This is a genomic window from Gluconobacter wancherniae NBRC 103581, assembly GCF_007988885.1.
GTDB lineage: Bacteria > Pseudomonadota > Alphaproteobacteria > Acetobacterales > Acetobacteraceae > Gluconobacter > Gluconobacter wancherniae.
On record NZ_BJUZ01000004.1, the window covers coordinates 65,335 to 84,229 of the forward strand.

Annotated in this window: 13 protein-coding genes; 9 read left to right on the plus strand and 4 right to left on the minus strand. The window is 53.0% G+C overall.

Going from position 1 to position 18,895, the window contains the following annotated elements; all coding sequences use genetic code 11:
* The first annotated feature begins 106 nt into the window (after nt 1-106).
* From GWA01_RS11945 to GWA01_RS11980, 8 genes are all read left to right on the plus strand, one after another.
* The gene (locus GWA01_RS11945) at nt 107-1,021 is read left to right on the plus strand and encodes a DMT family transporter (RefSeq protein ID WP_146798329.1); all 915 of its coding nucleotides are present in this window, start codon (nt 107-109) and stop codon (nt 1,019-1,021) included.
* 13 nt (nt 1,022-1,034) lie between these two features.
* Complete coding sequence (locus GWA01_RS11950; protein ID WP_146798331.1) at nt 1,035-1,436, plus strand: hypothetical protein; 402 nt, start codon at nt 1,035-1,037, stop codon at nt 1,434-1,436.
* A 240-nt stretch (nt 1,437-1,676) separates the two neighbouring features.
* On the plus strand, nt 1,677-3,830 hold the full coding sequence (locus tag GWA01_RS11955; protein WP_146798511.1) for a peptidase domain-containing ABC transporter: 2,154 nt from the start codon (nt 1,677-1,679) through the stop codon (nt 3,828-3,830).
* 2 nt (nt 3,831-3,832) lie between these two features.
* Nucleotides 3,833-5,287, plus strand: coding sequence for an HlyD family type I secretion periplasmic adaptor subunit (locus GWA01_RS11960; protein ID WP_146798333.1), 1,455 nt, complete (start codon nt 3,833-3,835; stop codon nt 5,285-5,287).
* A 56-nt stretch (nt 5,288-5,343) separates the two neighbouring features.
* Nucleotides 5,344-7,116, plus strand: a complete 1,773-nt coding sequence (locus tag GWA01_RS11965; protein ID WP_146798513.1) for a tetratricopeptide repeat protein — start codon at nt 5,344-5,346, stop codon at nt 7,114-7,116.
* A gap of 5 nt (nt 7,117-7,121) precedes the next feature.
* Entirely contained in the window at nt 7,122-10,067 is a 2,946-nt protein-coding gene (locus GWA01_RS11970; RefSeq protein WP_229316086.1) for a glycosyltransferase, read from the plus strand.
* A 186-nt stretch (nt 10,068-10,253) separates the two neighbouring features.
* Nucleotides 10,254-11,138, plus strand: coding sequence for a hypothetical protein (locus GWA01_RS11975; protein WP_146798335.1), 885 nt, complete (start codon nt 10,254-10,256; stop codon nt 11,136-11,138).
* A 103-nt stretch (nt 11,139-11,241) separates the two neighbouring features.
* On the plus strand, nt 11,242-12,477 hold the full coding sequence (locus GWA01_RS11980; RefSeq protein WP_146798337.1) for a glycosyltransferase family 4 protein: 1,236 nt from the start codon (nt 11,242-11,244) through the stop codon (nt 12,475-12,477).
* Nucleotides 12,478-12,489: 12 nt separating this feature from the next.
* Here GWA01_RS11980 and GWA01_RS11985 read toward each other — a convergent pair whose 3' ends face one another.
* Nucleotides 12,490-13,629, minus strand: coding sequence for a glycosyltransferase family 32 protein (locus GWA01_RS11985; protein ID WP_146798339.1), 1,140 nt, complete (start codon nt 13,627-13,629; stop codon nt 12,490-12,492).
* A 191-nt stretch (nt 13,630-13,820) separates the two neighbouring features.
* Between GWA01_RS11985 and GWA01_RS11990 the strand changes: the two genes are divergently transcribed.
* Complete coding sequence (locus tag GWA01_RS11990) at nt 13,821-14,288, plus strand: hypothetical protein (RefSeq protein ID WP_146798343.1); 468 nt, start codon at nt 13,821-13,823, stop codon at nt 14,286-14,288.
* A gap of 61 nt (nt 14,289-14,349) precedes the next feature.
* Here the strand turns inward: GWA01_RS11990 and GWA01_RS11995 are convergent, their stop codons facing one another.
* The 3 genes from GWA01_RS11995 to GWA01_RS12005 form a co-directional block, all read right to left on the minus strand.
* On the minus strand, nt 14,350-15,645 hold the full coding sequence (locus GWA01_RS11995; RefSeq protein WP_146798345.1) for a glycosyltransferase family 32 protein: 1,296 nt from the start codon (nt 15,643-15,645) through the stop codon (nt 14,350-14,352).
* Between the two features lie 107 nt (nt 15,646-15,752).
* Nucleotides 15,753-16,292: a DNA starvation/stationary phase protection protein Dps gene (gene dps, locus GWA01_RS12000; protein WP_146798349.1), complete on the minus strand. Its 540-nt coding sequence runs from the start codon at nt 16,290-16,292 to the stop codon at nt 15,753-15,755.
* Nucleotides 16,293-16,355: 63 nt separating this feature from the next.
* Nucleotides 16,356-18,893 (minus strand): glycosyltransferase family 2 protein, encoded by a 2,538-nt coding sequence (locus GWA01_RS12005; RefSeq protein WP_146798353.1) that lies wholly within the window; start codon nt 18,891-18,893, stop codon nt 16,356-16,358.
* Nucleotides 18,894-18,895 lie beyond the last annotated feature (2 nt).

Sequence of the window (18,895 nt, forward strand, 5' to 3'; positions counted from 1 at the left end):
ATAAAGGTGTGGCGAGGAGGGAAGCAAACCCTGAGCTTTGCGCCCGCTTACGTCTCTGTATCCATTTTGATTGAGCCCCATGTGCACGTTCTGCTAAGCGGAAGACATGACAAATGGTGCCGGTCGTTTTCTTCCTTTTTTCGTGGCTATAGCCATTGTGTCCTGGGCCAGTGCCTATCCTGTTGTGCGGATTGCGCTCCATGAACTGGCACCTGTGCCACTGGCGGCCGTGCGATACGCTGTTGCGGCGGTTCTGGCGGTATTGTGGATTGTATGGAAGCGTCCGGTTCTTCCCGCCTTGAGGGATATGCCTCGGGTTCTGGCGTGTGGTCTGATCGGTATCTCGTTTTACAATATCCTGTTCAATTGCGGTGAGGTTACGGTGTCATCCGGGGCTGCTAGTCTTCTGATCAGCGCGGCCCCCCTGATGGCGGCGATTCTGGCAGTAATATTTCTGGGCGAGAGAATGCCTCTGTGGGGCTGGCTTGGGTCCGTTATCAGTTTTGCAGGCGTGGCGCTGATTGCTGAAGGGCAGTCGGGCGGGGTGGCCCTGGGGTCCGGGGCAACACTGGTCTTTGGTGCGGCTGTCTGTGGTGCGACGTATACGATCCTGCAAAAATCTTTGATCCAACGTTATGGGGCGTTGCCCAGTATTGCATGCATCCTCGTAGCCGGCGCAGTTTTCCTGGTGCCATGGCTGCCGCAGGGACTTGTAAGCGTTGCCCATGGATCGACAGCGACCAGCCTGGCCGTTCTGGAGCTTGGTGTTTTCCCTGCTGCCATCGGATATGCGGCATGGGCATTCGTCATTGGGCATATGGGGGCGGCACGTGGTGCAGCCTTCCTGTATCTTCTCCCTCCCGTAACGTTTGTTCTGGCGTTCATTCTGGTGGGTGAAGTGCCCGGTTTCCGCACGTTGCTTGGAGGTGTCATCGTCATGGCGGGGGTGGCTATTGCCAGCCGTTATGGACGTCCCCGTCGTATTGTTGGGGCAGCGGAAGTTGGGGCCGAGCTATCCTGACGAAGGTCGTCCGATGCTGCGTTCACCACTTCAGCCTTTACTAAGGATCGCTTCGGATCTTCCTGAATGGGATGCAGAAGTTCGGGCAGAGACGTATTTGCTGGTGTTTGAGGCGGTCTCATCTGAGGTGGGTTGGGCTGCTACAAAAGTCCTGCCTGCGCCTTCTCCGTTCTCACAACGGCACCTGAAAGGATGTGTGTGTTGCCGCTCTCCAGTTGCTGAAGAGCTTGGCCGCATCGCACAGAGTCGCCTTCTGGGAAATGGAGTGAAATTTACGAATGTGCTGCTTCTTGTTCCAGCGGAGCAGTTGGACAATTATTGGAAAACATTAAAGGAAGATGTTCTCGTAAAGGCCCGGTTTCGTCTGGAAATTCTTGCTGGAAATACGACCCCGGAATCAGTTTATCGTTATTGATAAAGCAATGATGGGTTCCGATAGCTTATGGGAACGAAAAGAAATTTCCTTTACCCTTCTTGCAGGTGGTGACGGAAAAGATAGTCTTCTCTATTTGTATTGGTAGTGGACGAATGTGTCTGGCCTTCGGGGCAGGGATGTTGGGCAACAAAATATTAAGGACATTTCGTGGAGCAAACCCAGCGCGTGTCTGGCCCAGGAGGCAAAGTCAGCCCGGCGGTCATAAGACTCTATGCGACAATGGCCGCTGCCCGTTTCCATGGGCTTGAACTCGACATCCGCGATTTTGCTGCCGAGCCAGGGGAGGATTCTCCTTCACCTGCGTCTCTGGCGCGATGGCTGAACGAACAGGGCGCAGTGGCAAAGGGCATGCGCCTGCGATGGCGCTATCTCGTGCGTTTGCAGAATACGCCGCCAGTCGTTCTTATGTTCCGGGATGGGTCTGCCGGGCTTATGGTCAGTGCAGACCCTGAGCGCGGTGTCGTCTGGCTCAGGGATCCGATGGGCGGTGAGGGAGATGCCCCCGTTCCAGTAGATGAACTGAGGCTTTCTCAGGTCTGGACGGGTGATGTGCTTCTGGTGAAGCGTCGCCGCGATGAATCAGAAGCAGATGCACGTTTTGATCTGCTCTGGTTTGCGAAGATGGTGTTGCGAGAAAAAAAGCTTCTACGCGATATTGCCTTTTCTTCACTGGTGCTCAGCGTTCTCCAGATTTTTCCGCCGCTGATCGTTATGCAGGTGCTGGATCGCGTGGTCAGTTACCACTCGATGGCGACGCTGGTCTCTCTTTCCGGCTTCGTGATCATCCTGGCATTCTACGAAATTCTCCTGACTTACGGTCGCCGTGAATTAACGCTTGTGCTGTCGACACGTCTCGATGCCCGAATGTCGCTGCACGCGTTCAATCGTCTGCTTGCGCTGCCACTTGAGTTTTACGAACGTCAGCAGACGGGCGAAATCCTTGGTCGCTTCATGGCCATCTTTAAGGTTCGCGACTTTCTGACAGGGCAATTGCTGACGACCATGCTGGATATGTTCACGCTGGTTGTCATTCTGCCAATCCTGTTTCTTTTAAGCTCTACAATGGCTTGGATGACGTTGGCTGGCGCAGGTTGCATCGGTTTGATTGTCGTAACCTTTCTCCCTGCAGTCACACGTGTGATGGGCAGACAGGTGCGTGCGGAGATGAGCCGCGGATCGATCCTCTACGAGACCGTCGCTGGTATTCGTACGGTCAAGACGCTTGCACTGGAGCCAACACGCCGTGAAGAGTGGGATGAGAGAACGGCAGAGGTCGTGCGCTGGAAGCTTGCCGCCGGTCGAATGTCGAACTGGCCCACAACGCTTGTCATGCCTTTCGACATGTTTATCAACCGTGGTGTTATCCTGGTTGGTGCTTATCTGATTCTGACGAACTCAAGTACTATGCAGGCGGGTGCACTCGCCGCCTTCATGATGCTGGGTGGTAGGGTTGCTTCCCCACTTGTTGGGCTGGCCAAGCTTACGGAATCGTTTAACGAAGTCATGGTTTCCCTTGCCGAGGCTGGAATGGTCCTCAACCAGCCGACTGAGACCAAGGCCCTGACCACCGGAATGCGACCACGTATCAAGGGCGCTCTGACGTTTATGGATGTGAATTTTTCATATCCCGGCTCGACGACCAAAGCTCTGAACAATGTCAATTTCGACATCCCGGCAGGCACCATGCTTGGGCTTGTCGGACGTTCAGGCTCCGGAAAGTCTACAGTCACGCGCCTTCTTCAGGGTGTAAGTCGTAATTATACCGGTTATCTGCGCCTTGATGGTGTTGATCTTCGCGAAATCAACCTGACTCATCTTCGCCGTTCTTTCGGGGTGGTTCTTCAGGATAACTTCCTGTTTCGTGGAACAGTCAAGGACAACATTACCGCTGGTCGCCCTGGTTTGACGATTGATGACGTGGTGCGTGCCGCCCGTCTTGCAGGAGCGGAAGAATTCATCGAGCGTATGCCTGCGGGTTATGACACGTGGATCGAAGAAGGTTCGACCAACATTTCCGGTGGTCAGCGCCAGCGTCTAGCGATTGCACGTGCAGTTATCTGTGATCCGAAACTGATGATCCTTGATGAAGCCACGTCAGCGCTTGATCCGGAATCTGAAGCTCTGGTGAACGCCAATCTTCAGCGTATCGGCAAGGGAAGGACGATGGTTATTGTCTCCCATCGTCTTTCTTCCCTCGTCGATTGTCACCAGATTGCCGTTATGGATCAGGGCAAGGTCGTCGACATCGCGCCGCACGCCGTGCTCCTTGAGCGTTGTGAGATCTATCGAATGCTGTGGCTCCAGCAGAACCGCCACACCCAGCCTCCTGGTGCCTCTGATGATGGCATCGAACAAATGAGCGAGGGAGAGTAATCATGAGCTCCTCCGATATCGTCCCGCAGGATGGCGAAGGTTCTGTAGATCAGGGGCATGAGAGTTTCACGCAGCACATACCCCGTACGGCGACAGATCCTTTTGCGCCAAATGGTATGCCGGTGGCGCTGCTGGAATTTCATTCGCCCACGGCAGGTCTGGTTAATATTCCCGCAACGCCGTCGGCTCAGTATATTGTCTGGGTGATTGGGGCCCTGTTCATAGCCAGCCTGCTGGCGATGATCCTGTTTCCCCTGAACCGCGTTGTATCAACACCAGGACGCCTGATTTCCACGCAGCCGACGATCGTTGTGCAGCCTCTGGAAACTTCGATTGTCCGCTCAATCGATGTGCATGTTGGTGATTTTGTCCACAAGGGCCAGATCCTGGCGCATCTTGATCCGACCATCACAGAGGCAGACATCACGAACATGCGAAAGCAGCGTGATGCGTATCAGGCGGAAACCGATCGGCTGAATGCTGAGGCTACAGGCCAGGACTATAAACCTGACATGGCTGTTCCTGCTTCAGTGCAGCAGGCTTCAGCTTTCCTGCGTCGCCGCAATGAATATCGTGCGCGTGTCGAGAACTACGAGCAGCAGATTGCAGCTCTGCAGAGCGACATGCAGGGGTATCGTGCAAGTGCAGCTATGTATGCCAGCAAAATGCATGTTGCGGGCGAGGTTCTGAGGATGCGTCAGCATGAGCAGGCCGATCAGGTTGGCTCACGGCTTTCCACGCTCGGCGCCCAGAACGACATGATGGAAGCGGAGCGCTCTGAGATCGAAGCCCAGCAGAATGCAAATTCGGCTGAAAACAAGCTCGCAGCAATGAAGGCTGAGCGCTCAGGCTTTGAAGAAAACTGGAAGGCGGAGATTTACTCCAACCTGACGGAAGCACAGCATCATCTTGATCAGTACCGCAGCGATTACGAGAAGGCGCGCCTGCGTCAGGATCTTATTCTGCTGAAAGCTCCCGAAGACGGCATTGTTCTGACGATTGCCAAAGTGTCTGTGGGCTCGGTCCTTCAATCTGCCAACCAGTTCATGACGCTGGTGCCGACAGGGTATGGTCTGGAGATGGAAGCCGTGATGCGCGCTCAGGACGCAGGTTTTGTTAAGCTGGGCGATCATGCAATCATGAAGTTCATCACATTTCCATATGATCAGTATGGTGGCGCTGAAGCGACGGTGCGGATCATCAGTGCCGACTCCTTCAGCCCGTCAGATAATGCCAATCAGGCTTCTGGCGGATCGGAGGGCAGTGCTGATGAAGGCACTTACTATCGAGTTCGTCTGCGTGTGGACCGTTACACGCTTCATGGTCAGCCTGCCTTCTTCCACCCTGCGCCAGGTATGCCTGTCACGGCGGATATTGACGTCGGCAAGCGCACGATCATGCAGTATTTCTTCAATCGCATGATGCCAGCTCTTACAAATGGCATGCGGGAACCCTGATGTCCGTTGCCCCGGATGTTGAGGCCGGGGCAGTCAGGCAGGGATCAAGGTTGGGCATGGCTCTTACACATCGTTTTTCTTCATTATTCTCCGTAAGGGCAAAGCTCGCGCAGGGAATAAAACTGCTCGAGAATGGTCAGCCCCTGAAAGGTTTCTCCATTCTGAGTGCCCTTGCAAAGCAGGGGAATGTCGAAGCCCAGTTTCGCGTAGGTCGATGCTATCTCGAAGCATTGGGAGCGCCTGCCAGTCTTGAGGAAGGTGCGCGGTGGCTGCGTCGCGCTGCCGATGCGGGTAAGACAGAGGCATGTTTTATCCTTGCCACGCTCTATGCGATGGGCATGCCGGAAGGCTTCGAAGTCCGAAAAGAAGAAGAAGTTCTGGATCTCTCGGCTCGGGTTGCGCCGGCCGAGCGACGTGCTGATTTTTATCAGGCCAGACATTGGGCCAGCATCGCGGCGGAAGCAGGTTCCGCAGATGCGCAGGCGCTGCTGGGTTATATCCTGACCAACGGGCCCGAAGACATTCGGGATCAGGTGGAGGCACGTCAGTGGTACGAGCGATCAGCTGAGGCTGGGTGTTCCCAAGGCCATCTGGGCATGGGACTGGTTATTCTTCGTGACGCCGAGACTGCGGAAGATCAGGCAAAAGCAGCAGTTCATTTTCAGGAGGCCACCAAGGGCGGCCTGGGGACAGCCTTCTCCATTCTGGGAAGAATGAGTGAGACAGGTAGCGGGATACCCCGGGATTTGGGGAGAGCTGCGGAGTATTACCGTCAGGCCGCCGAGCGAAATATTGTCCCAGCTCAGGCCCGCTACGGCATTATGCTGCTTGAGGGACAGGGTATTGAGCGCAATGCCGGACGGGCGGAAACGTGGTTGCGACGCGCAGCACTTGGGGGTGATTCCGAATCTGCTGCGTTGCTGGGCGATATCTACGCAAACGGTGGAGATCTGCCGCCGAATCTGATCGAAGCTGTGAAATGGTATCGCTTCGCCGCGGAGCAGAAGCATGGCCCGGCTGCACGCGCTTTGGCGCTTCTCTACCTGACCGGCAGTGGAACACAACGCGACCCGGATGTGGCGGCACACTGGTTTGCAGTTGCGGCTGAGGCTGGAGATCGCTCAGCCGATGCAGATTTTGGAAATCTCCTGCTCACGGGCGCAAAAGCTACGGAAGCCGAGCGTGAATCTTTACGCAAGCGGTTCGAGCGCTCCGCGGAAAAGGGTGATCTTCTCGGCGCCTTTAATCTGGGTGTGTGTCTCGCAGAAGGTATCGGCAGCGAGCAGAACACCCGGCAGGCTGCCCATTGGTTGCGGCAGGCATCCGATGGGATCGTCAATGCCCAATACTGGTATGGGCGTCTTCTGATGGAGGGACGCGGCATTCATCCCGACCCTACGGAAGGCATGAACTGGATCGAAAAAGCGGCAGACGCGGGCATGGCAGAAGCTCAGGCAGCACTGGCGCAGCTTCTTCTGACGGGCCGCATCAATGGACGTCGTGACCATGCACGTGCGTTCAGCCTCTACAGGCAGGCAGCAGAAAGTGGTAACGTAGACGCCATGTTCTCGCTTGCTGCCATGTACGGTGGTGGGCACGATGTCCCGAGTGATCGAGTCGAGGCCCAGAAATGGTTCCGTAAGGCGGCTGAACGCGGCAGTGGCCTCGCCCAGCTCATGCTTGGCCGTTATCTGGTTCGCGGTCTTGGTGGTGTGACGGACCCGTTGGAAGGTCGGTCATGGCTGCAGCGTGCGAAGGGGCAGGGCATTCAGGATGCTTCCATAGAACTGGAACGGCTCGATTCTGCTGAACCGGATGAGGACGATTAGGGCGCGTGTCTCTCAATGCCGCTGACTTTGATCGCACAGGAACAGTCTCCCGCGCTGCATTCGCTGGATATGGGCATGAAGTAACAGCAAGTGAGCGCGCTGCCTGGCGTGACGCGATGAGCGCCCGCGCTCAGGAAGCATTTCATCGTGGCCAGCAGCTGATTGCGCATGGGCGTTTGGCAGACGGTGTCTTTTGGCTGGGCCGTGCGGAGCGTCTGGCGCGCAATACGCCGAATGTTTCATTTGCCTATGCGACTGCGGCACTTGCGAACGGGCAGATTGAAGCCTGTCTTGTGCGTGTTCAACGTCTGAAGGCAGAGTTCGGGCTACGTGAAGCGGCGTTCATTGAACCGATTTGTTTTGCACGTCTGGGAGATGTGCCTAAAGCGGTTGCGGCAATGGGGTGGGCGTTAGCGCGCTATCATGCGAGCAGTGAACTCCATGTGTTGGCTCAGGAACTGACAAAGCGGGGAAAGAAGCCTGGCTGGTGCACGCTTTCCAATAGTGGTGTGTTGTTGGTCGAAGCTGCTGGCCCGGTAACGCTCGCGCTGGATGGGCAAATTTGTCATAGCGCTGATAATAATTGCTTCGAGTTACCGGAAAACTGGCAACAGGCAGAGCGTCTCGATGTTCGAGTTGGGCGTCGTCATGTTCTGGGCAGCCCTGTTGATATTCGAAGTATTACACGTTGTGAATCTCTTGTCTGGCCTGAAGAAAGGGGAGTCAGCGGTTGGATCTGGCATCCCGCCGAGCCTGATTTTGTACCTTGCGTGACGGTCGATGGTCTTCCGGCTGTTTACGTTGAGGCGTACGCAACAGATGTGGACAGTGAAGTGCCTCTGTCCCGGCCCCGTTCGTTCCATTTTGCGGTTTCTGCGTTCCAGGAGAGTAAATCTAGGCTCCTGATGATTCGTGATGGTAATGGACGCCCTCTGACGGGTGCACCATTGAGGCCCGCTCTCGGACGCCTTCTTGCTGGCGATCTGCATCTGTTGCCAGTAGATCTGCGTCCTAGACCAGTCGGAAATTGGCCCAAAAGGGCTTTTTCGCCACGCGCGAAGCGGGGCTGCGCAGTCGTTATCCCGGTTTACAGAGACAAAGCCTGCACTCTCGCCTGCCTCAGGAGTGTGCTCGATACAGTTGCAGCAGATGTTCAGATTGTGGTTGTCGAGGATGCGACGCCCGAGCGCGATCTGGAGGTCGCACTTGATGAAATTGCGCAGCAGGATGGTCGGATTATTCTACTGCGCAACAGCGTCAATCTTGGTTTCCCGGCATCTGCCAATCGTGGAATGCGAGAGGTCAGGGGGCGGGATGTTGTCCTGCTGAACAGTGATACTCTGGTGCCGTCTGGCTGGCTTGAACGGTTGATCGCGTGGCTTGACCTCGGCGATGTGGGTACGGCTACACCGTTTTCGAACGATGCGAGTATTCTGTCCTACCCATCTGTCACGGTGGCAAATGATGTTCCATCGCCTGCTCAAGTCAGGTTGCTGGACAAGGTTTGTCAGCAGGTTTCTTCGAACACGGCTATCGAACTCCCGACCGCAAATGGTTTTTGCATGGCTATTGCTGCGGAGTGCCTGGAAGAGACGGGTTATTTCCGCGAGGACCTCTTCGCGCAGGGCTATGGGGAGGAAAATGATTTTTCCTTACGCGCATCGGCGAAGGGCTTTCGTCATGTGGCGGCTACCGATCTTTACGTTGGGCACGTTGGATCTGCATCATTCGGGAGCAGCCGTCGTGCGTTGATGGCCCGTAATTTGCAGACCATCAATGCTCTACATCCCGGTTATGATGAGTATGTGGCAGCCTTTATCGCGCTGGATCCTCTGGCTGATATGCGGCGCAATATTGATATCGCGCGTTTGCAGAAAGAGTGTGGGCGCAGAAGTTCAGTGCTTCTCGTTCAGCATGATGCGGGGGGTGGTGTAGGCCGTGTTGTGCGTGAACGCGCAGAGGCGTTTGAGGCAGACGGGCTTTGTGTAGTCGCCATTCGGCCGACATCATCTGGCTGCGGTCTGGAGGCCGGTGGGAAGCCTGGGTCATTTCCGGCGTTGAAATTCGATCTGCCGTCTGAACTGCCTTTACTGCTCATGCTCCTTCGCAGCATTCGAGTACAACTTATTGAATGGCATCACCTTGTTGGTCACGCCTCCACTATCAGGCACTTACATACAGAGCTCGGTGTTCCCTACGAGATCTTTATTCACGACCATGTCTGGTTTTGTCCGCGCATCTCGCTTCTTGATGGGCAAGGCCGATATTGTGGAGAGCCCGATGTTATGGGTTGCGTGCGTTGCATTGATCGATGGGGCAGCTATCTGGGAGAAGACATTACAGTGCCGCAACTGCTTAAGCGGTCGCGCACTGAACTGTCGTATGCCCGACGCCTGATGGCGCCAACGCATGACACCGCACGCCGTCTGGAGCGCCATTTCCCTGGGCTGGCGGTGGATGTTACTCCGCTTGAAAATGATGCCGCTCTGAGCACGCTCCCCAAATTTCCCGTGAAATCAGGCGCTCATTCACTGAAAATATGCGTAGTGGGCGGCATCAGTCGCTGGAAGGGGTTTGATTTTCTTCTGGCTGTAGCGAGAGATGTCCGGAAACGTGGTCTGCCGATCGAATTTGTGCTTGTCGGGCATAGTCCTGATGATGATGCCCTGATCAGTAATGGTATTGCCGTCACCGGGGAATATCAGGAACAGGATGTAGGCGATCTCATAAAGGCACAGAGCCCTGATCTTGGATTTATCTCCTCCATTGCGCCGGAGACATGGTGTTATGCGTTAAGCCAGATATGGCGCGCTGGGCTGGATGTCGTGTGTTTTGATCTGGGCGCACAAGGAGAACGCGTTCGCCAGAGTGGGCGTGGAGCCGTGTTTCCCCTGGGGGTTCCACCCGAAATGTTCGCGGATTTAATTCTTCGTTATTGGCGAAACAGATGAAGAAGGCGCCTTTACCAACACTGGGGAAGCGCTAGAATACATTGGTAAAATGGAAGCAAACTCTTCTCGTTTGATAAGAGGTGGTTCCCAGCTTTTAGGGAAGGCAGGATTGCTCTGGCAGTCATGGCAGCCCACAGACTAAAATGACTGATCTTCGTGTACGTATCCCGGGAATAGGAGTGGGTAATGTCAGAGCCGGCGCAGGTTACAAACCAAAAGCGCATTATCGATCTCAAGGCCGGGGCCCACATGATGGTGCTGGATGCTGGGATGTTCTGTGTTTTTCATACGCCCGGACAGCAGCCTCCTGGCCCATCAGGTCTTCCGGGTGTTCGTATCTCCCGGGCTCCCGGGACCCCGCCGGGTATCGTTTCGGTTAGCACTTTTGAAGAAGATGGCTGGATCGGCGGCATCAATGGCGCAGCTCTCGTCCGCGTTATGCGTGGTCCAGCAGGCGTTCTGGTGACAACATATCAGGAGCCCGGTAGCTCACATGATGCGCCAAAGCTTCAGGTCGTGCAGCTTGCAGGTCCAACTTCCGCTATTCCCACCGAAGAAGCCACAAGCGAAGCTGCTCCTAAGGGAGCTGTGGAAATTTCTGCGCACATCCAGCGTCGCGGTGATGTTTCAACATCTATCGGTGAATGGATGGGTGTTCCTGCAAGCCAACAGTGGATTGAAGGCTTCAGCATCGCTCCTGAAAGCACGATTCCTGCAACGGATATAGAATATCAGGCCGTTCTGGGTAAGGGTTGGCTTTCCCCATGGGCAGAAGGTGGCCAGTATTGCGGCTCCCGTGGAATGGCGCTTCCCATCCTTGGCCTGCGTGTTCGTCTCAAAGGTAATTCCGCCACGACGCATCAGGTTCGCCTGACAGCAACATTCACAGATGGCACCCGTCTGGGCCCAGTCGGCGGAGATTTTTCTGAGGCACTTGAGGCCGAAAGCCTTGCACCTCTTGAGGCATTCCTGATCGAGCTTCTGCCAGCAGGTACAGATGGAAAAGCTGCACCGGAAAAGCCAACAAAGTCTTCGGGGAAAGCAACAAAGCGTCGTTCGTCTGCTTCATAAGCAGCAAATCTTGTCGGTTGCACGCCCCCGTCGGGTGACCTTCAAGGTCACCTGATATTATCGCCGTAATTCAGCGGCATGATCCAGACAGTCGAGGCGTGTGTTGCGTTACCTCTTTGTTCATCAGAATTTTCCCGGACAGTTTCTTCACTTTGTCCGTTATCTGCACGAACAGGGAGGAAACGAAATCGTTTTCATCTCTGAAGCCAATGAAGGCTCCATAGATGGGGTGCGACGGGCCATCTACAGGGTGCCACGTCTTCCCTCCTCAGCCACTCATCCGCATCTTCGCGAGTTTGAGTATGCCCTCCTAAGGGCAGAGGCTGTGGCAAAAGCGGCGGAGACGCTCAAAGGATTGGGCTACAAGCCAGATATCATCATAGGTCACCATGGATGGGGCGAACTCCTTAATCTGGTTGATGTGTTCCCAGGAACGCCCGTGCTTGGGTATTTTGAATTTTTCTATCATGCAGACCGCAATGATGTGGGATTTGACCCGGAATTTCCCGCCTCTCCCACGCTTTCAGCCGCGGTGCGTGTTAAAAACGCGATTAATCTTCAGGGCCTGTCTCTCCCTAACGGATATGGGCAAACACCAACGCATTTTCAGCGAGATACCTACCCTGTCTGGGCACAGGACAAGATTTCTCTTCTCCGGGAAGGCGTTAATCTTGATCTGTGCTGCCCTGATGCTTCCGCACGCAGGCGTAATCTAACGATTAATGGCGTCAAGATTTCCCCTCGCGACAAGCTGATCACATATGTTGCCCGTGATCTCGAGCCTTATCGTGGTTTCCACAGTGTCATGCGTGCTTTGCCGCGTATTCTTTATGAGCGCCCGGATGTCCAGATCATTCTCGTGGGCGGAGACGGGGTGAGTTATGGCGCGAGACCCAATGAAGGGGGGACCTGGCGTGAAAAATTGCTACGGGAACTGGGAAGTCGTCTGGATCTCAGTCGTGTCCATTTTGTTGGTAAGGTTGGTTATGATGATTTCAGGGCGCTGCTTCGGCGGTCCGATGCGCACCTTTATCTGACTTACCCATTCGTCGCTTCCTGGTCATTGCGTGAAGCCATGGCGACAGGCTGTGCAATTATAGGGAGCGATACTGCGCCGGTTCGTGAATTCGTGACAGATAATGTAACGGGAAGGCTTGTCCCGTTCCTGGACCCGAACAAGATTGCCGAAACGGTCCTTGAAGTTTTGGAAGACCGCAGTCTTGCAAAACGGCTCGGACAGGATGCGCGCCGTTTTGCTGAATCAGAGCTTTGTCTCAAAGATTATCTTGCTCGATATGAGAAGCTTGTTTTGGAAATCGTTAACACGCACCATTCGTAAATTTATACCCGCTTACTGATTGTGCCAGCTGTTTCCCCCGGATTTATACGCAACTTCGTACTCCTCGGCGTACATATCAAATGTACTCTGATTATCGATACGTAGCGCCGGTAGAGTAACATTCTGCCGGATACTCTGGAACAGAGCACGGCTGACAGCGCGATTCAGGACACCAGGACCTGTTTTGAATGCAATGTACAGATGAGGATGTATGAACATGTTCGCCCATGCCGTCATCATGGCATTGGTGATCACGGGATCTGAAGGGGCTGCACCAAAGAAATCATTATGAAGAACGAAATTGTCAGTAGTGAAAAGCTGACAGCCTGCTTTGCTCCCGGCCAGATTGGCCCATGCTTCCGGAGAGCGGATTTTTAGATCGGCGTCTAGCCACCATCCTCCGTTGGCCATGATAACATGCAGACGGAGGATATCTGCACCTTCTGCCGGATGGCGGACTTTTAGGAAAAGCTCAGAAGCATCTTTCCCATAATAATCGTAAAGCCACGCTGCCGCAGATTGTTGATCAAAAATTGTAAAATTATCGCCAATAATTTTTTTATGAAATTCAATATTATTTCTAATTTCTTCGGGCGGATTATTGTCCCAATACATGTAAAGATGGTGAGGAATTTCTTTTTCATTCGATGGAAAATCAATGCTTCCAAATGATCGTAGCCACCGAAGTGCTATTTCAAGGTAAAGTCTATCAATTTCTTCTCCGGAGTGGAATTCCTCAAAAGCATTTCCAATAAGTTTCAGGCTTCCTTCTGTATCACCCGATCGCCATGCAGCGCTAACGCCACGTATATAGTTGGCCATTGGAACTGAATATTTTTCAAGTTCATATATTTCTTGAGTATTGGCTTCCAATCCGGCTTTTAAGAGGCACAGGAGCCTGACCTGTAGCAGGGACTGTGGAAGAGGGAATTCCGTCTGACTCTTGCTGTGCAGGTCAAAGGCGCGCCTGTAGAAAGAAGAAGCTTCAAGAACTCGTGCGTGTATATGCAGGATATTGGCGATTGCGAAGGCGTGTTCAACAGTTTCGGCGCCATGCTTTTCGTAATAGCTGAAAGCTTGCCCGTCGAATGCCAGAGACTGAGCGTCAAATTTTTCAGAAGAGATCAGTGGAGAATCTGCAGGATCGGACATCTAAACAACTTCTGAATCTGGGACGGTTTCTGAAAAAACGGTAGTTTAACATAGCTCGATTGCGCAGCAGTAGCAAAGACCGTTCGTCTTTATCCGGTAGCATAAGTAATATCGTTTTCTGTCCCTTTTGGTGCATGTTAAGAGAATACGTTGTTCAGGTTCCCTCGCCGTGAACCTTTTGGGAGAGAGACATGCCTGCAGAATTATTGCCTGGCCTGGGACATCTGCTTCAGGGATGGGTAGTGAAAAAAACCTCATCTCTGGCGCCTCAGCGCTTAACATGTGATGAGGTGGAACAGTTAGCTGCAGCGAGCATTGAGACGCTGGCGCAAAAAGCATTAGGGGAAGCACATCAGGAATGGGGAAGTCTTGCTGATCTGACGCAGGGATGGATTGTTCAGCGCGTACAAGGGACTGCTCCCTCCGTTCTTGGTGCTGAAGATTATCGCCAGCTTGTACGATATGCTCTGGAGTGTTTTACCCAGCGTGACTCAGGTACAGAGCTTCCTAGTCAAGAGACAGGAACTTCCGTACAAGATCTGATCGCTAATGAAAACATTGATGAGAACGAAGTTCTTCCAGATGGTCGTAACGTTCGAGCAGTATTGATGGAAGATCCGTTCTACTTCGCTCGTGAGCATCTCGCGCTCAGTCTCTGATAAAATTGATGCTACTCTTTCAAGCTTCACTATTTTGAAAGAGTAGCACTAGAAGCTCAGATCAGACTGCCTGCCAGTGGGGTAAGTATGTTTTGTAAGGCGTATCAAATTCTTCAACGACGTTCAGGAAGTCTGACTGTTCATAGATCCGCGTTGTTTCTGTCACTTTAATGCCTGAGAAAGCGCGATGCGCTACTCGGTTCAGTGCACGAGTAAATGGCCCTGGACCAGTTTTGTAAGCAATATAAAGATGATGAAAAAGATAACAGTTCCGGTACAGTGACAATAGGCAGTCTGTCATCGCTGCGCTATTCGCGACTGTACCATAAAAATCGTTATGAACGACACCGTTATCAGTCAGGAAAAAGACGTTCTGCGCATCCTGCTGCGCCATGAAATTCAGAGCATCTGCACTCTTTATGCGTAGATCTGCATCCAGCCACCAGCCACCGAGCAGCTGTGTGATATGAACTCTCAAAAAGTCTGCGCATTCTGCCGGATGGCGTAGAGAGTGGAAAATATTCCGTGCTTCTGTCCCGTAATATTCATACAGCCAGTTGCTCGCTTCTTCCTTATTGAAAGGTTTGAAATTAAACCCTTCAATTTTACTATGGTATTCGAAATTACGTTTAATTTCTTCAGGTGGGTTTTGATCCCAATACATGAAAATATTGCGTGGAATACGTTCGGAAGCCTCCCCCTCACTTCTCGTTGCTTCGAAAAGAGAAGGTGTTACGCGTCGTGCGACTCCTAGGCAGAGCCAATCCGCCTCTTCTCCCGTATGAAATTCATCATAGGCAGATGCAATTTTTTCCAGTCCTGTGCGGTGTTGTCCTTCTCTCCAAGAGAGAGCGATGCCTTCAATATAGTTTGCAAAAGGAATATTAAGGCTTCGAAGGTATTGCAGCTCGTCTTGTGGAAGAGGTTGTCCACTTTTCAGAATGCATAGCAGACGGACCTGTAGTAGAACTTGCACGCCCGGATGCTGATGTGGGCTCTTGGAATGGACGTCGATCGCTCTTTTATATGCGACTGCTGCTTCAGCAACTTTCTTGTTGGTGTGCAGGATGTTCGCAAGAACGAATGCGTTCTCAACAGTATCGGCACCATGCTGCTTCAAATACTCTGCAGCTTGTGGGTCACAGGACAAATCCATTGAAAATTTGTCTGCGGATATTTCTTCTGAGGGTTGGCTGTGTGTGCTCTCAGGAACTGCTTCCTGAGACGGCTCGGAAGAACCATCTTCGCGAACAGCATCCCATTCTGAGGGGTTCCACTCGTTGGTGCTGATCGGGTTGGCGTGTTCTTCAGGAGTCATGCGAATGCCCCACATCCTCGGCTGATAGGCGGAGAGCATCCAGATGACGCTCTCCTGTACTCATGCATTGGTAGTGAGGTGAAAGGTGAATCGCAAGTAGCTAAGCTGGAATGTTGAAATGAGGATATTTCTCATTTATCAACATTTTAGTCGCGTTTACCATCGTGATCACCGTCACGCATTTTCCCTGTTGGCTCCTGTACGTGTGCCTCAAGGAACCACAGATGCTTGTCTAGCCCACGCGACACTTCAGTAAACAGGTCTGACGTATCGTCATCGCCTGCTTCATCGGTAATTTTGATGGATTCGCGCACGTTGTTGGCAACCGTCGCATAGCGGTCGATGAGCGCTGCGATATGGTCTGCTACCCGGTAAATGTCTGTAGGGTAGGGAGTGCACCCGGACTTCTTGGAGACATCCTGAACAGTGCCGTAGGCTGTGCCTCCGAGCTGCGTAGCGCGTTCAGCTGTGGTGTCCACAAAATCGTCAATGCTTGTACGAAACCCGTCAAGCATTTCGTGAACGCCGATGAATTGCGGTCCTTTGAGATTCCAGTGTGCCTGTTTTGTGATCAGTGCCAGATCAATCAGATCTGCCAGACGTGCGTTCAGTGTTTCGATGGATACGGCTTTCGTATTGTCGGCCGTGTTGTTCTGTGTGACGTGACGTGGAGATTTTGATGACATTGAAATGCTCCTTGGCAACGTGCTGGTCATATCCTGGAAGGAATGTGGATGCCCTAGGGCATCTCACAAGGTTTCTGGATCAACCAGATCAAAGAATGGCTGCTGATCGACCGTAAAGAAGCGGGGATAAGCAGGGTCCCGTTCGAAGAGCGGGTTGCTGCTCCAACGGCCCAGCATGGTCTGGGTTTCCTGAAAGAAGCGAGCTTCGTGCTCAGGACGGTCATCACTGCCGCGAGAAAGGCTCTCGTGGTGATAGGCAACGACTTCAGCACAGAAAATAATCCTGTAGCCAGCATTGCGAATTTTCAGGCACAGATCCACATCGTTATAGGCAACGGCCAGCCCTTTCTCATCAAAGCCCCCGACCTCTTTGAATACGTCAGCGCGCACGAGCATTGCTGCCGCTGTGACGGCAGTAACGTCATGGGTCAGCATTGTCCGGCCGATATAGCCATATTCGGACACGGGATCTCCACGATGGACGTGAGCACCAATCCCATTGGGGCCAACAATGACTCCGGAATGCTGAATGGTGTCATTGGGATAAAGAAGCTTGGCGCCGACCGCACCGATATCTGGCGATGAAAGAGCTTCACCTACAGCGATTGACAGCCAGTCCTCATGGCTCACAAACACATCGTTATTCATAAATAGATAGTAATCTGCAGTCGTTTCCGCGACGGCCAGGTTATTCAGACGAGAATAATTGAAGGGTTCTTCTACTGTCAGGACAGAGACCTTGGGGTGAGCATTCATCTCTTTGATGAAAAGCTCTGTTTCACGTTCTACGGACCAGTTATTGACCAGAAGAATGTTGAAAGCTTTATAATTTGTCTTTGCGAGAAGTGCTTCGACGCATTGACGTGTGGTTTCAACCTGATCCTTGAATGGGATGATGATTGTAACCTTGGGTGTTTTGCGCGTAAGCCAGCGTACGCCATAGAGCGTCAGTCCACGGATGGATGACACTTTCGCGCGAATGCCTCTACGTTTGAGATGATCCGCAACGCAACGCACACCGGCCTCGATTGCGTATGTCTTGTTCCCGACATTGACGGCTGTGGAGTTGGGTGTCTTGCGCCAGTGATACAGCACTTCCGGTACGTGGTGGATGTGCTTGTAATCGAGCGTTTCCGCCGCCCGGAGAATGAAGTCGTGATCCTGGGCACCGTCATAGTCGGACACCAGATGGCCGATCTTCCGCATTGTCTCAGTTTCGACCATCGTAAGATGGCAGATATAATTGCATCCAAGAAGATAGCGGTAATTAAAGTCCGGTTTTAGGTTCGGCTCAAGGAAGTAACCAGCCTGATCAATCTTGTCTTCATCAGAATAAAGTAGCTTCGCGCCAGTTTTCTGTGCTGCACGAACCATGACTTCAATACCGACATCTACCAGTAGATCGTCATGATCAAAAAACGCAACATATTCGCCTTTGGCGGCATCCATTCCTGCGTTTGTGGCGCCTGAGATCCCCGCATTTTTTTTCAGAGGAAGCGAACGGATTCTGCTGTCCTGTTGGCAGAATTTGTTAATGATAGCTGTGGTTTGAGCGCATTTTCCGGCGTCATCAATGATGATAAGTTCCCAGTTCTGATAGGTCTGGGACAGGACAGAATTTACAGCTGCTTCAAAGTCGCTTTGGAGTGGACGGTAGGTGGGGCAGAGAATGGATACCAGCGGCTCTGGCTGGCTATTTTCATAAAGAAGGCGCTGTTTGGCGACGCGCTCTCGAAGGAGTGGGTAGTACTTCCTGGCCCATCGGTCATAATCTCCGAGGTTATAGCCGCGGATTGGAATGAGGTTACGTACTTCTGTGCGAAGCGACGTCAGTTTACGTTGCAATCCATCAATCACGTCTGCCAGATCAATCAGTCGGGCAGCGAGCGCGTCGTCCGCCAGAGACGTGACGAACGGGCTGCCAGCGAGTTCGTCGCCATCGGGCAGAACCATAATGCGGAAAGTTCGTGGTGTGTTGCCACGAAGGTGCTGTGGAATCGGGACTTCAAAGCCACAATTCGGATCACAGCCAAGCGCCGCTGCTACGTCTCCACGATAGCGGTCCGCACGTGTCTGGCAGATGCGAACGCCGTCTACGGTGACGCAGATGGTGCAGCCACCGTGGAATTCTGTTCCTGGACCATCAGAGCCCAGAACCCAGCCGCGGAGGGCTCCCTGTTTCACGCCGTCCACAAAACTACGGAACTCGCGTTTCAACTGTTTTGTAAAGATGACGGATGGCTGTTTGTCGGTAGGATCTGCTGGGTTTGCTAAGGGCAGAACAGATCGATCCGGCATTCGGATCGAAAGTTCATGTGGACGTCCATCCTGGAATTCGTTTGGAACCTCGAAAGAAAAACCTACCGTGTTGGCAGGGAGCTGGAGCGCAGACTGGACATCCGTGCGCGGTAGAATGCAGTCGACCTGCATAACTTCCTGTTGGTCGATCAGGATATGCAGCTTTGCGGGGGGGGCTCCTGGGCGAAGGTCTATTGCCCACCCCATGGCCGTTCCATTAATGAATTGATCGAAATGTCCAAGGAATGAACTGGCTGGAGCCTTGGGACTTGGAGGGACTTCTGTTTCGTGTTTGGTCGGCACGT